Raw genomic sequence first — 14,674 nt, 5'->3', positions numbered from 1 at the left:
CAATAATATTAAATAAATAACAATAATATTAAATGGAGAATAATAGTATGAATACCAGATTGGATTTGGCAGGTATCGGAGTTGGCCCGTTTAACTTGAGTGTTGCTTCTCTTTTGGAGCCTAAAAAGCAAATCAAAGCGACGTTTTTTGAAAGTAGAGATTCTTTTGCGTGGCATCCTGGTTTGTTACTTGATAACACCAATATGCAAACCATGTTTTTAAAGGATTTAGTCAGCGCTGTATGTCCTGAAAGTCCTTATTCCTTTTTGTCTTACTTAGTGAAAAATAAAAAGTTTTATCGTTTTTTATCTGCAGAGCTGAGTTGCATCAGTCGCCATGAGTTTTCTGATTACCTGTCTTGGGTTGCTCAACAGCTCAGTAATGTTCAGTTTTCAACTGAAGTTAAGAATGTCGAATTTAATGGCGATAGTTTTGAAATTCAAACCAGTGGTGGAATATATGAAGCGCAAAATCTTTGCATAGGAACAGGTAAAGTCCCTTTTATTCCAGAATGTGCAATTCCGCATATCGGCCCAACCGTTTTTCATGCCGCTGAAATGGGCCTACGTGATCGTGATTTCACCGGTAAAAGAGTCATGATTGTGGGTGGTGGACAAAGTGGCGCTGATATTTTCTTAAACGTATTACGTGAGAAATGGGGTAAGGCTGCCTCATTAGATTGGTTGTCTCGTCGCTCTAATTTCCAACCTCTTGATGAAGCATCATTTACTAATGAGTTCTTCACTCCTGATTATGTAAATGCGTTTGTTCAGCTTAACCCTAAAGTAAAGCACTCAGAGATCACAGCTCAGAAATTGACATCAGATGGCATTACTCAATTAGCGTTATTGGATATCTATCGAGAGCTATATCATCGTTTTGATGTGATGAAAGAAGATAAATGGGTGCGTTTATTACCACATCGAACGATGGATAAATTAGAACAGACTTCATCAGGTTTTTCTCTGGAAGTTCAGAATGCGTTAAGCCAAAAATTAGAAGTACATCAAGCAGATATTGTAATTTTGGCTACGGGATTTAAATCTCCTTATCCTGCTTGTTTAAACTCGATCCTTCCCCTATTGGATTTAGATAACGAGGGACGTTATCAGCTTACGCCTGACTTTGAATTGAAATGGAAAGGCAGCAAGAAAAATAAGATATTTGCGGTGAATGCAGGCATGCATAGTCATGGTATTGCGGAACCTCAACTTAGCTTAATGGCGTGGCGAAGTGCCAGTATTATCAATCGATTATCAGAAAAAGAGATATACGACATTACTTCTGATAAAGGAATGATTGATTGGATTTCTGAATCGGTTGTTGACGAATTGGTCAATGCTTAGCTTTGTTAGCACTCCGGCACTTATTTTTTAATTAATATTATTTTTTAAGTAATAAATAGTTGAATACGGATTCTTATCATTCGTATTCATTTGGGTGCGATATCAATATAATAAAAGAGAACATAAATGAACGTTAAAAAAGGGAATTATCCGCTCACATTAGTGGCTATCGCAGTGGTAACAGCAACCACTTTTGTATCAGTATCGGCTCAAGCAGAGGCCTATAAAAATACAGAAGAAACGATGGTGGTGGTGTCAAGCCGTACACCTAAAGCTATCAGTGAGATCCCAGGAACAGTTTGGTTTGTTGACTCCGAACAAATTGAACAAGAATATCGTGGTGGTAAAACACTAGGTGAAATTTTATCAGCAACCATTCCATCATTAGATGTGAGTAGTGGTGCAAGAACCAATTACGGTCAGAACTTACGCGGTCGTGCAATGCTCGTTATGATTGATGGGGTATCGCTTCAATCATCGCGTCCGATTAGTCGTCAGTTAGATGCGATTGACCCATTTAATATTGAGCGTATTGAGGTACTGTCTGGTGCCACCTCTATCTATGGGGCGGGTGCGACTGGTGGTGTGATTAACATCATCACGAAGAAATCAGACAGTGATGAATTGCAGTTTGAAAGCTATGTCAGTGGCACGACTGGATTGAATGGTAGTGATGATTTTGATTACAAAGTGGCGCAATCTATCTCTGGTGGAACTGATAATGTAGCAGCACGAGTGTCTGCTGTTTATACTGAAACTCAAGGATATTATGATGGTGAAGGTGATATCGTTACGCCTGATATTTCTCAAGGCTCACTGCAATATAATAAAACGATAGACTTACAAAGTACGGTTGATGTCTCTATTTCTGATACTAAAAATATTAACTTTTTAGCGCAGTATTACGATAGCCAACAAGACTCACCATACGGTCTTTATATTAAAAATTATAAGTTTATTGATGTACGTAAAGGCTTCGAATCTGATCGCCAACACGGTACAGAGCGTATCATGCTAAGTGCGGCTTACAGTGATTCTGAATTTCTTAGTCACCAACTTGTGGTTGAAGCCTCTTATCGAAAAGAAGATCAAACTTATACGCCTTATTACCAAGGTGCTTCACAACAAACGACCGATGTTATCTCTTTAAAAACCGCTTTAGCTAAATCGTTTGGTAAAGTGAACTTGGTGTATGGTGTCGATGCTTACATGGATAAGTTCGACAGTAACCAAGCGTTATTTGATCCAATGATTGCCAATAACTCAGGTAATCTAGTGAATAAAACTTACGCTGAAGTAGGGCGCTACCCTGGGGTAGAGGTCGGCTCGGTTGCTGGGTTTATTCAAGCGGATATGAATATTACCGATGATTGGTCAATTCAAGGGGGTTATCGTTACCAATATATGAACAATAAGATCGATGATTTTGTTGATTATAAAATTCAAAAGAAAATTGCCGCAGGGAATGGCTCTTCTGCTGATGCGGTTCCTGGGGGAGAAACTAATTACTCTGTAGGTTTATTTAATTTAGGCACTATCTATAAGCTCACTTCTGATTCACAGGTATGGGCAAGCTTTTCACAAGGGTTCGATCTTGCTGATCCTGCGAAATATTATGGACAAGGAAGTTATTCCGCAGTTGACGCCAGTGGACATTATGCGCTTCAGGAAAGCATCAATGTGTCAGGTTCGAAAATGTCAGGGATCAAAACCAATAGTTATGAAATTGGCTTTAGAACTGAGCAAGATGCATTAAGTTTTCAAACAGCAGCGTATTTCTCACAGTCGGATAAATCGGTTAAATACAATAAGCAGACATTGTTAATTGAAGACGTTGATAATGAAAAGCGTGTTTATGGTGCTGAAGCGTTAGTTTCTTATTGGGTTATGGATAATATTCAGCTGGGTGCTTCAGGCCATTACGTCATTTCAGAGCTTCAAACTGACGGTAAGTGGAATGATTTAAGTGCGGGTGAGGCAAGTACATCAAAAGCAAGCTCGTGGATAGGATGGTACGAGTCGGATCTTGCGGTTAAAGTTCAGAGCCAAACGATGTTTGACTATAAAGATGCGGATGATAATGAGTTATCTGGTTACACCGTCTTTGACTTAGTCGGTAGTTATGAGTTGCCTGTAGGTAGTTTAGGTTTTGGTATTCAGAATTTATTTAATAAAGACTATACAACCGCATGGGGTCAACGTGCTCAAATCCTATATTCTAGCCACTATGATGCAGCAGCTTATGATTATAAAGGTCGCGGACGAACCTATACACTTAATTACCAAGTTAAATATTAATATTTAGTTACTTCTACATTTTTTACTGCAATAAAATAAGACTATTTCGTAAGAGGTAGTCTTATTTTTCATTAATACTGCCGAATGTGTCCATACATTTATAATAAATTTAGGTATGATTGAAAAATGAACGTTTATTTGTAAGACATAGATATATTTAGATAATTATCAATTAGACAAGGAAGAAACATAATGGCATATGATACGTTAATAACAATTGGGGTACTGGTATTTCTTGTACTCATATTAATTGCGCTGGGTGTAAAAACTGTTCCTCAAGGTCATAATTGGACAGTAGAACGATTTGGTCGCTATACCCAGACGTTACAGCCCGGTTTGAATTTGATCATTCCATTTATTGATACGATTGGTCAGAAAATAAATATGATGGAGCAGGTATTGGATATTCCTGCACAAGAAGTTATTTCAAAAGACAACGCAAATGTAACGATTGATGCGGTGTGCTTTGTGCAAGTGGTCGATGCAGCAAAAGCAGCGTATGAAGTGAGTGATCTTCAGCATGCTATTCGTAATTTAACATTAACGAATATGCGTACAGTGTTAGGTTCTATGGAGCTTGATGAAATGTTGAGTCAACGTGACATGATTAACGTGAAATTATTGGCAATTGTTGATGCAGCAACCAATCCGTGGGGCGTAAAAGTTACGCGTATTGAGATTAAAGATGTGCAACCGCCAGCAGATCTAACCGCTGCGATGAACGCTCAAATGAAAGCTGAACGTAATAAACGTGCTGACGTCTTAGAGGCGGAAGGGGTGCGTCAAGCTGAGATCCTAAAAGCAGAAGGTCATAAACAAGCTGAGATCTTAAAAGCAGAGGGTGATAAGCAAGCAGCCATTCTTCAAGCTGAAGCTCGTGAGCGTGCTGCTGAAGCGGAAGCAAAAGCAACGGAAATGGTATCAAATGCGATAGCTCAAGGTGATATGCAAGCGGTGAATTACTTTATTGCGCAAGGCTATACTGAAGCACTAAAATCAATAGGTCAGGCAGAGAATAGCAAGATCATTATGCTGCCTTTAGAGGCATCTGGCTTAATGGGTTCAGTTGCAGGGATTGCTGAGATGTTTAAAGTGGATAAAGAGGGTTCTAAATAGGAGTTCATTATGGAATTTTTTGAGCAAATGAATCATTGGCACTGGTTAACGCTTGGTTTATTGCTACTTGCTGGTGAATTATTGGGAACGGCTGGCTACTTTTTATGGATAGGGCTATCTGCTGTTACTGTTGGTGTCTTGTATGCTGTTGTTCCACTCAGTTGGCAATTACAATGGGTAAGCTTTGCTGTTTTTTCTCTTTTTGCAACGTGGTTGTGGTGGAGATATCAGCATAAAAAAGATGGGTCATCGGATGCTAAACGAGCCTTAAACCAAAAAGATAAGCAATTAATAGGACAAACCTCTCGCTTGGAAGAGGATGTTATTGCGGGTTCTTGCCGAATTGTTTTAGGAGATACCACTTGGTCTGCAAAAAGTTTTCAAGATATTCCAAAGGGTACGCTAGTCCATGTTGTGTCTGTTGACGGTATTATTTTGACCATTGAGCCAATTAAGAAATAACTTAACATTTCATTAAATTAAAATGAGTGATTTATTAGCGTAATACGTTGGTTGATTGCTCATTTTTTACATCTATCTATTAAAAATAGAATACTGTCTTTGTTTACTTACTTTATGTTGTTTTTTTTAACGTAATCGTGCGTTATAAAATAGTGTGACTTTTGTGACTTTTTATTTTCTCGGACTGTTGTTGATATAAGATAAAAGAAGATCTTGAGAAATATGAGGCAACGGTAACAAGTGCTGATGAGCATCGTGTATTTGACCGTGTTAATAATGGTTGGAAAGAATATTTACGTCTTTTAAATGGTTTTACTCAAAAGATCAGTAATGGCGAAAAAACGTCAGCTCAAGCTGAATTAGTTGATTCATTACGTCAATTTGAAGAAGTTGGTGCTGCAATGGATAAGTTAGTTGAGGCTAACTTAGGATTTGTTGCTAACAACCGAAAATCAATTATGGGTAGTGTGAATAACGTAACAATGGCAACCAAAGTGTCATTTACTGCATTAATTGCATTCATGATTTTTATTACTTTCTTTTTAGCTCGCCAAATTTGCCGTCCTCTAAATTTAGTGGTTGAACAATCTAAAGCGATTGCGGCGGGTGATTTAACTTTCCGTCTTCAACGTGAAGAAATTGGTAATGATGAGCTAGGTGAACTGGCTGATACTAATATTGAAATGCAAAATCAATTACGTGAGCTTATTGAAGATACGATTTCAGCGGTAACTCAGTTGTCTGCAGCAATAGAAGAAATGAGTGCGATTTCAGAGCAATCTGCTCGTGGTATGTAACAACAGCAATCTGACATTACAACGATTACAACGGTAGCCGCTGCAATGGAAGAAATGAAAGCAACAGTAGCAGAAGTAGCAAATAATACTGAAATGGCTTCTACGTCGGCTTTAGAAGCGTCTGAAGAAGCAAAACAAGGTAACCAAGACGTTCAATCAAACATTGAGCAAATCCAAATCGTGTCTCGTGATATAGAATAGGCTAGTGAACAAGGCCGTGGTTTTGCGGTGGTTGCGGATGAAGTTCGTTCTCTTGCGGGTCGTACTCAATCATCAACCAGTGAAATCGTTGAGATTATTGAGAAACTGCAAGCAAGTGCGGCACATGCTAAAAATGCAACAGATCAAAGTTGTTCTAAGATCCGTGTTTGTGTAGAGCAAAGTGTTCAAACGGGTCAATCAATCCAAATGATTGAAGAGACCATGATGAAAGTAACAGATACGAGTATTCAAATTGCGAGTGCGTGTAGCCAACAAGATTCAGTAACAGAAGAGCTTGGTCGTAACATTCAAAGCATGAGTTTATCAGCAAGTGAAGTCGCATTAGGCGCAGATCAAACAGCACAATCTAGTGTTGAGCTAGCGCACTTAGCGACGACGCTTCAAACTTCTTTATCGCGCTTTAAAGTGTAATTAAAGTAGTGTAAAAATAGTTTTGTTTTAAAAGGAGGTCAGTAGACCTCCTTTTTTATTTGAAAAATGTTGGAATTAATATCAGGTGTAAAGATATTGGTGACGAACTGATTACTTTTTAATAAAAATTCTAAAATTTATTTTACTGAATTATCGACTTGTTAATGACATCTTGACGGTATTATTTTGACTGTTGAGCTAATTAGAAAGTAAAGCGTTATTCTTTTCAAAATAAAATGAGTAATAAATTAACCTAATAAAGCACAGCTCACTCATTTTCTTACATTTCTACTTTAGCAATGGTTTGCTATGCCTATTTTAATTACAAACCATGCTTTGTTGTTACATACATTAGGTTTATAAAAATGTGTGACTTTTATCGATTTTTATTTTATTTTCTCGTCGATTTGCCGTTATAAGGTAAAAGAGTTAAGTCATTTTCTCTATAAAATAACACTCATGGATGAGTTATGAAGAACTATCTAAAGGTTGTCAAAACATGAGTTATAAAAATTTAGCAGTGCGTAATAAAATTGCCGTTGTATTTTCAGCAATTGCTTTAGTGATGATAGCGTTTGCTATTTTCCTATTACAAGAATTAAATAAAGTAGAAGAACAAGTAATTAACTTCACTGATTCTACTGTACCAAGTGTATTGTCCGTTGAAGACATATATTTTGAAATGAATACTTACCGCCGAAACCAATATGCAGCATTGACTCTTGAAGTGAGTGAATTAGCCCGCCTTATATCTACATTAGACTCTCAAGAGAAAGACATTAAATCTGGATTGGATAAGTACGAAGCTACGGTTTCAAGTAGTGATGAACGCCGTGTTTTTGATCGAGTATCAAACGGATGGAAAGACTACCTAACTATTTTAAGAGACTTTAAACTACAAATTAACAATAAAAATACGGCTAAAGCTCAAACTGAGTTATCACAATCAATTGATCAGTTTAATGAGTTAGGAGCTGCAATGGATGAACTTGTTAAAACGAATCTAGGTTTTATTTCGAACAACCGTGTAACGATTATGGCGAGCGTAGATAATGTCACCATGGCAACGAAAGTGTCATTTACTGCATTAATTGCATTTATGATCTTTATTACGTTCTTCTTAGCTCGTCAAATTTGTCGCCCATTAAATTTAGTTGTAGAACAATCTAAAGCGATTGCTGCTGGCGATTTAACATTCCGCCTTGCACGTAATGAAATTGGCAATGATGAGCTAGGTGAATTAGCTGATACCAATATCGAAATGCAAGATCAGCTACGTGTTCTTATTGAAGATACGATTTCAGCGGTAACTCAACTGTCTGCTGCTGTAGAAGAGATGAGCGCGATTTCTGAGCAATCTGCTCGTGGTATGCAACAGCAACAATCTGACATTACAACGGTAGCCGCTGCAATGGAAGAAATGAAAGCAACCGTAGCAGAAGTAGCAAATAATACTGAAACAGCGTCTACGTCTGCTTTAGAAGCGTCTGAAGAAGCAAAACAAGGTAACCAAGACGTTCAGTCGAACATTGAGCAAATCCAAGTGGTTTCTCGTGAGATTGAACAAGCGGGCGAGTTGGTTGAAGAGCTAGAGCGTGAATCAAACAACATCAGTGTTGTGGTTGAAGTTATTCGTGGTATTGCTGATCAAACAAACTTATTAGCATTGAATGCAGCAATTGAAGCGGCACGTGCTGGCGAGCAAGGTCGTGGTTTTGCGGTAGTTGCTGATGAAGTTCGCTCTCTTGCGGGTCGTACTCAATCATCTACTACTGAGATTGTTGAAATTATTGAGAAACTGCAAGCAAGTGCAACACATGCAAAAGCAGCAACAGATCAAAGTTGTTCTAAGATCCGTGTGTGTGTAGAGCAAAGCGTTCAAACGGGTAATTCAATCCAAATGATTGAAGAAACCATGATGAAGGTGACGGACACAAGTATTCAAATTGCAAGTGCGTGTAGCCAGCAAGATTCAGTAACAGAAGAGCTTGGTCGTAACATTCAAAGCATGAGCCTATCAGCAAGTGAAGTGGCATTAGGTGCAGAGCAAACAGCACAATCAAGTGTTGAGCTAGCGCAATTAGCTACGACGCTTCAATCGTCTTTATCACGCTTTAAAGTATAATACCAATCTACATAAGTATTTGATCATTCTTGCTTGTTAAAATCGATTATATCTGCGTTATACCTTTCTATGGCAAAAATTAGGTGTAATTAGATCCACTAGTTACTGTAATTTATGCCTTGCTCTAATCGATTTTTCCTACGCAATTATCTGAACAACTACTTATCCAGAATGGTGTAATTAACGAGCTAATGAGTTTAGCTAGTTTGTACTAAAAAGGAGATCGTATGATCTCCTTTTTTTATACCATTAAGAATGACAGATAAGCATATTAACTAGGTATAATTTTGGGGTTATTGTTAATCAGTTTTTTAAACTTTTCTAGCAGCGCAGTACTTTGTTTATTTTGCTGACCATCTTTATGTAAGTAAGCTCCAATCGTTGCTTTACTGAAACACTCTTTCATCTGTAAAGGCACAATATCAAAACCACCAAAGTAATCTCTCATCGTCATTGGGTAAGGCAAAATCGCATCACTGTTTTGTAATAAATCAATCGCAGTTAACAGAGAATTGGTATTGTAGATAACCTTTTCTTGCAAATAGTGGCGTTTTTGAAAGGTCGTTAACTCTTCATTTTGCTGCTGAACTAAATGCGTAAATCGTTTTTTTGCCGCTCCTAAATCAACCGATGGAAAGCGAGCAATATCTTCATTGCTACAGGTGATTTCTAGTAAAGGATGGCCTTTTCTTACATAGACTTCTTCACTGCATTGAAAAAGAGGATGAAACAGTATGTCTTCATATTGCGCTAAGCCTAATATCTCATGGCCGACAAAAATACTGATTTCATCACTGAGCAATAAGTTCATTAATTGCAGGTGATTCCCTACATCAACAGAGATATTACTGTGAGGGTAAGTTTCTCTAAAATCTTGTACGCAATCTCGAATAAACAGCTGCCACCACGCATCACCACAACCAATTTTGAGTTCGGTTTGATGTCTGAGTTTATTCTTCTCTAATTTATTGAGGGTGTTTTCATAGAGGTTTTGCATCATTTTTGCTTGTTCGTAAAGTAACTCACCACTGGAGGTTAGGGTGATCCCTTTTGAGTTACGATTAAACAATTTGCTGCCCAGCTTCTCTTCTAACTTCTGCATATTGTGGCTCAATGTCGGTTGACTTAAACAGAGGTTATTCGCGGCTTGGGTGACGTTTTGAGTTTTAGCTACTTGAATGAATTGAATCATTAATTTAAACATAATAGCTCTTTGCTTGAATAAGAAAGAGCTATTTTATGTGGCTTACTATTTGATATCTAGTGATTACTTCTCGTTTTGATACATGGCGAAGCTAAAGGGTGCCAATGTTAACGTCTCTTCTAATTTGCAAGCAGTATCGTTATAAATATCAGTGACATTATGATTAGACAATGCATCAGGAAGTCTAATATCAACCGTGTTGGCGCTGTTATTCATAACCACGGTAATGCACTCGTCTTTTAAGACTTTTTGGTAGATAAGGCATTGTTTTTCATCATCACTCATTAACCAATTAATGTGATGAGCACGCAGTGCAGGGTGCTGTTTGCGTAATTTGATGATCTGCATAATATGGTGTTTCATCTCCATATCATGTTTGGTCTCATCCCAAATCATGCATTTACGATTTAATGGATCGGCACCGCCATCTAAACCAATTTCACTACCATAATAAATACACGGTGTACCACTGTGGGTAAATTGGAATAAATAGGCCAGTTTCACTTTCTCTTTATTGCCATCACAACGGTGAAGAATACGAGCTGTATCATGGCTATCTAACAAGGAAAACGCCACTTCATTAACCGCAATCGGGTAGCTTGTATTGACATCATTTACCGCATATTTGAACTGATTTGCATTGAGGTTGCCGTGAGCAAAAAATCCTATCATTGCATCGGATAATGGGTAATTCATTACGGCATCAAATTGATCTCCAGCAAGCCAGTTCATCGAGTCATGCCACGCTTCACCCAAAATATAGATCTCAGGTTTAATTGCTTTTAACTCATCACGGAAGCGTCGCCAGAAGCGTTGATCAACTTCGTTGGCGACATCTAAACGCCACGCATCGATATTGAAATTACGCACCCAGTAGCGACCAACGTCAAGTAAGTATTCCATCACTTCTGGGTTTTCGGTATTTAACTTTGGCATGTTTTGCGCAAAGGCAAAGGCGCGATAGTTGAGATACTCTTTGCTGTGCTGATCTTTTTTAGACTCGTCTATCAGTGGGAATTGCTCAACATAGAACCAATCAATGTATTTTGAGTCTTTGCCGCGTTTGATGACATCTTGCCATTGAAGAGAATCGGCTCCAATATGATTGAATACGGCATCTAACATGACTTTCATGCCACGTTTATGAGCTTCTGTAATTAGCGTTCTTACCGTGTCCTCGTCACCAAAAGCAGGGTCAACGTTTAGATAATCAATGGTGTCGTATTTATGATTCGTTTTGCCTTCAGTAATTGGGGTGAAATATAAACCAGTAATACCAAGATCTTGCAAGTAATCCAGATGGTCAATGACGCCTTGTAAATCACCACCAAAGAAGCTGTTGGTTTTTGGATCTTCAGAGCCCCAAGGAAGTACATTGCTTGGTGAGATTGAGGGATCACCATTGGCAAAACGCTCAGGAAATATTTGATACCAAACCGTCTCTTTTACCCACTGTGGCGGGCTAAATACGTCAATAGGGTTCATGTATGGGAAGCAATAAAAATTGAGTAATTGGCTTAATACAGGGTCTGCATCATCGGTGATGGTAAAAATTTGTTTTTCAGTTACGAGCAGTGTTTCATCTTCTTTACCTTCAAGAATAAAAGCATAACGAGCACGGAAAAATCGTGGTTGCGCTTCGCAGAACCAGTAATCAAACAGTTCTGTTTCACACTCTTTTTCCATGACAAAGTTTTCGCCGCCACTCCAACCCATTGCATCTTCTGCATTTAGGTTGCCGCCGCCACCACCCGATGTCCAATCGTATGGGTCACCAATTCGTAATGTGGCGTTATCGACTTCGCCCTTTGCTGTGCGAATGCGCAAATGAAGCGTTTCTTTATCATAAGTATAAGAATAACTTGAGTGAGATCTATGATAGATCGCTGCTTTTGTAATCATGATTAATACCGTTTAATGAAAGTACCAACCCGAATAACTATCTGACGTAATAGCCACCAAGATTGGTATAATATTTAAATATGAAATTCTATTTTTGGTGCGTTTGTTCGTAATATTTCACGACGCGTAATACTTCACTGACGCTCCACGCTTGAGCAAAACAACCACGAGATTGACTTGGTGCGTAACCATCATAGATTTCAGCCAATTGACCAATACAACCTTCATATAGGCCATCTTGGTTATGCTCAATAAACTGTTCAACAATACGAAGTAAGTCTTTATCTTGTGGGAACTGACGTAAGATCCCCATTAAGAATTGACCAATCATAAAGCCCCAAACCGTACCCTGGTGGTAAGCCATATCTCGGTCAAAATGCGAGCCTGTACATACTGCTTTAAATTCAGGATCACTCATTGCTAGCGAGCGTAAACCCAAGGGTGAGTACAACTCTTTATAAATAGTAAGAATGACCGAACGTGCTCTTTCTTTACTTAATATTGGGAAAGGAAGGCCAACGGCATAAGCTTGATTTGGGCGAATTTGTTGGTTTACTTCCCCTCCTTTAATCCAATCATTTAAGTACCCAGCATCATTGTAAAACTCATCGTTAAAGGTGGTTTTTACTTGCTCTACAAGGACTGGTAATTCCGGCATCGGCTTATTCAGTTTTTGATTAAAGAAATCAAGAATAGAGAGCGCATTAAACCAAAGGGCATTAATTTCTACTGCACAACCGTGTCGTGGGGTTGGTACGATATCGCCGTAACGAATGTCCATCCAAGTAAGTTGATCAAAACCGCTGCCGCCGCTGATCAAACCGTTATCAAGCATCTTAATCTCAAAGTTAGTACCGTTACGGTAATGCTGATAAATGTTGCTCATGCACTCGTATGCTTCATCACGGATAAACTCTAGATCGCCACTCGCTTGGTAATATTCATATAAGCTAACAATGAAGAGTAGCGATGCATCAATGGTGTTATACATTGGCTCAACCCCAGCTTCAGGGAAAAGATTTGGCAGTACACCACGGCGTTCATAACGGATAAAAGTACGGAAGATCTGTCTTGCGTCTTCAAATTGATTGGTTGATAAATTACAACCCCATAAGGCAATCATGGTGTCACGACCCCAATCGGCAAAGAATGGGTAGCCTGCAATGATTGATTTGGATTCTGTTGAGTCACGATCTACCACAAACTGCTCACTGGCACGGACCAGTTGTTTTCCAAATAAGCTCTTTAGATTAGCGTGCTTGATGTACTCTTGTTGGCGCTTAATTTCTGCGTTAATCATTTCATCGGCAGTCTGTGCTTCTAGAGAAATGGCGCGATCTTCTTGTGCTTCAAACACTATCGAGAACTGCTCGTGCGTTTCAGTCCCAACAAAAGCAATGGTATGAAGCGCTATTTGAGCATCTGTTGCAGGACGGCCATCGCGAGCATCATAAGAAAAGTACAGACCTGACTCATAACGAGGGGTATCCAATGCTGAATCAGCCCCATTGTGACGATAATTAAGTGTTTGACCGTTACTGGTGATTTTGCCTTCTTGATGCGTAAATTCTTGTTGTCTTGATAGGTTCTGTCCTTTTGCACAGAAGTGATATTTTGGTGTTACATTCAGCGTAAATGCCTGTTTCAATGGATTGAATATTTGATAGTTAACCGCAAGACGGTTTACCCCTTGAGCCATCACAATGGTTTTTGTGATTTCAATACCACGGATACGATACGTAAACTCTGGAAGATGAGTTTGGGTAAAATTATCAAACAGTAGGGTTGAGTCTACTGTGTCATATGGATTGACATTGGCTTGTGAAGAGAGTGGGTAAGGTTCGCCACTTGGTAATGTAATGCGGTCATCCAAATGACGAACAAAATTAAAGCGATTGTTTGGTGCAACAAGGCTTGCCATAAACAACGCATGATCACTTCGACTGCAAGAGCCTGCAAGGGTAAGAGAAGAATAACCACCTAATCCATTCGTTAGCAGGTAGTTCGATTCTTCAAGGCGATCCATATCGCGAAAATTTGCTTTAGAAAGAGAGATTTTCATGTGAACCTTACAATTAAATATCAAATATTATCCCGTGTTTATTTTATTCACGCTGTAGGTGTTAAATAAGCAGGGGAGTTTATAGTTAGCTTTTAATTTCGTTATATACGAGTAATAGTTTTTGCACTTCGCCTTGGGTGTACGCGAGATCTTGGCTCTTTTCGTGTCCCCACAGCGACGTAATTTGGACGTCATCTTTAGTCGGTGTTACTTTGAATGCGGCAATGCGTTCTTGCTCATTATCAGAAATGAAAAACAGATAAGGCTGAGGCTGTGTAAGCAGCGCGTTGTATTGAGAAGGCGTGGTATACACGGCATTCACGGCTTTGACGTTTTTTGTGCCATAAAAGCGCTGGGCTTCAGCTAATACAGGTAATGCCATTTCTTGCAGTTGTTCGTAACTGCTTTCTACATGAAACGATCCGCAATCACTTGGGATCTGATCACGCAGTGCTTTGTATTGGGTATTAATGGTTTCTAGCGGCAGGCTTAAATAGTTATTTTCAAACTGGTGTGCTGAGGCAAATAGCTCATCATTATTCACACATTGTTTAAAATTTTGCTGCTGCTCAGTAAAGGTTGAGTAGTCAAACGATGGCTTAGGCAGGTTGCTGTAAGCAATGATAAAGCCGGTAATGAAAATAACGACAGCGACAGCAATATGAAGCATATAGTCGTGAATGCGTTGAAGTTGGCCGCGAAAATTCAAAATGTGACTCCTTTCTCTAC

Annotated in this window: 9 protein-coding genes and 1 pseudogene; 6 read left to right on the top strand and 4 right to left on the bottom strand. The window is 38.9% G+C overall.

Features of this window, described 5'->3' with window-relative positions; translation table 11 throughout:
• Positions 1–32: 32 nt before the first annotated feature.
• From AC2IP4_RS15635 to AC2IP4_RS15610, 6 genes and pseudogenes are all read left to right on the top strand, one after another.
• Entirely contained in the window at positions 33–1,346 is a 1,314-nt protein-coding gene (locus AC2IP4_RS15635; protein ID WP_375320175.1) for a lysine N(6)-hydroxylase/L-ornithine N(5)-oxygenase family protein, read from the top strand.
• A gap of 126 nt (positions 1,347–1,472) precedes the next feature.
• Positions 1,473–3,644, top strand: a complete 2,172-nt coding sequence (locus AC2IP4_RS15630) for a TonB-dependent receptor (protein ID WP_486311095.1) — start codon at positions 1,473–1,475, stop codon at positions 3,642–3,644.
• Positions 3,645–3,836: 192 nt separating this feature from the next.
• Positions 3,837–4,760 carry an SPFH domain-containing protein gene (locus tag AC2IP4_RS15625; protein ID WP_105056377.1) on the top strand — a complete coding sequence of 308 codons (924 nt, stop codon included), beginning with the start codon at positions 3,837–3,839 and terminating at the stop codon, positions 4,758–4,760.
• Between the two features lie 9 nt (positions 4,761–4,769).
• Positions 4,770–5,222: an NfeD family protein gene (locus tag AC2IP4_RS15620; protein WP_375320177.1), complete on the top strand. Its 453-nt coding sequence runs from the start codon at positions 4,770–4,772 to the stop codon at positions 5,220–5,222.
• Between the two features lie 200 nt (positions 5,223–5,422).
• A pseudogene (locus tag AC2IP4_RS15615) lies at positions 5,423–6,652 on the top strand (methyl-accepting chemotaxis protein); the annotation flags it as partial.
• Positions 6,653–7,151: 499 nt separating this feature from the next.
• On the top strand, positions 7,152–8,777 hold the full coding sequence (locus AC2IP4_RS15610) for a methyl-accepting chemotaxis protein (RefSeq protein WP_486311094.1): 1,626 nt from the start codon (positions 7,152–7,154) through the stop codon (positions 8,775–8,777).
• 271 nt (positions 8,778–9,048) lie between these two features.
• Here the strand turns inward: AC2IP4_RS15610 and AC2IP4_RS15605 are convergent, their stop codons facing one another.
• From AC2IP4_RS15605 to AC2IP4_RS15590, 4 genes are all read right to left on the bottom strand, one after another.
• Positions 9,049–9,981 (bottom strand): LysR family transcriptional regulator, encoded by a 933-nt coding sequence (locus tag AC2IP4_RS15605; protein WP_375320179.1) that lies wholly within the window; start codon positions 9,979–9,981, stop codon positions 9,049–9,051.
• A gap of 63 nt (positions 9,982–10,044) precedes the next feature.
• Positions 10,045–11,883, bottom strand: a complete 1,839-nt coding sequence (locus tag AC2IP4_RS15600) for a glycoside hydrolase family 13 protein (protein ID WP_375320180.1) — start codon at positions 11,881–11,883, stop codon at positions 10,045–10,047.
• A gap of 88 nt (positions 11,884–11,971) precedes the next feature.
• Positions 11,972–13,945: an amylo-alpha-1,6-glucosidase gene (locus AC2IP4_RS15595; protein ID WP_375320181.1), complete on the bottom strand. Its 1,974-nt coding sequence runs from the start codon at positions 13,943–13,945 to the stop codon at positions 11,972–11,974.
• Positions 13,946–14,030: 85 nt separating this feature from the next.
• Positions 14,031–14,654 (bottom strand): hypothetical protein, encoded by a 624-nt coding sequence (locus AC2IP4_RS15590; protein ID WP_486311093.1) that lies wholly within the window; start codon positions 14,652–14,654, stop codon positions 14,031–14,033.
• Positions 14,655–14,674: the final 20 nt, after the last annotated feature.

Source organism: Aliivibrio thorii (genome assembly GCF_057368585.1).
Note: the sequence above shows the minus strand (reverse complement) of the source record. Positions and strands in the feature narration are given on the sequence as shown.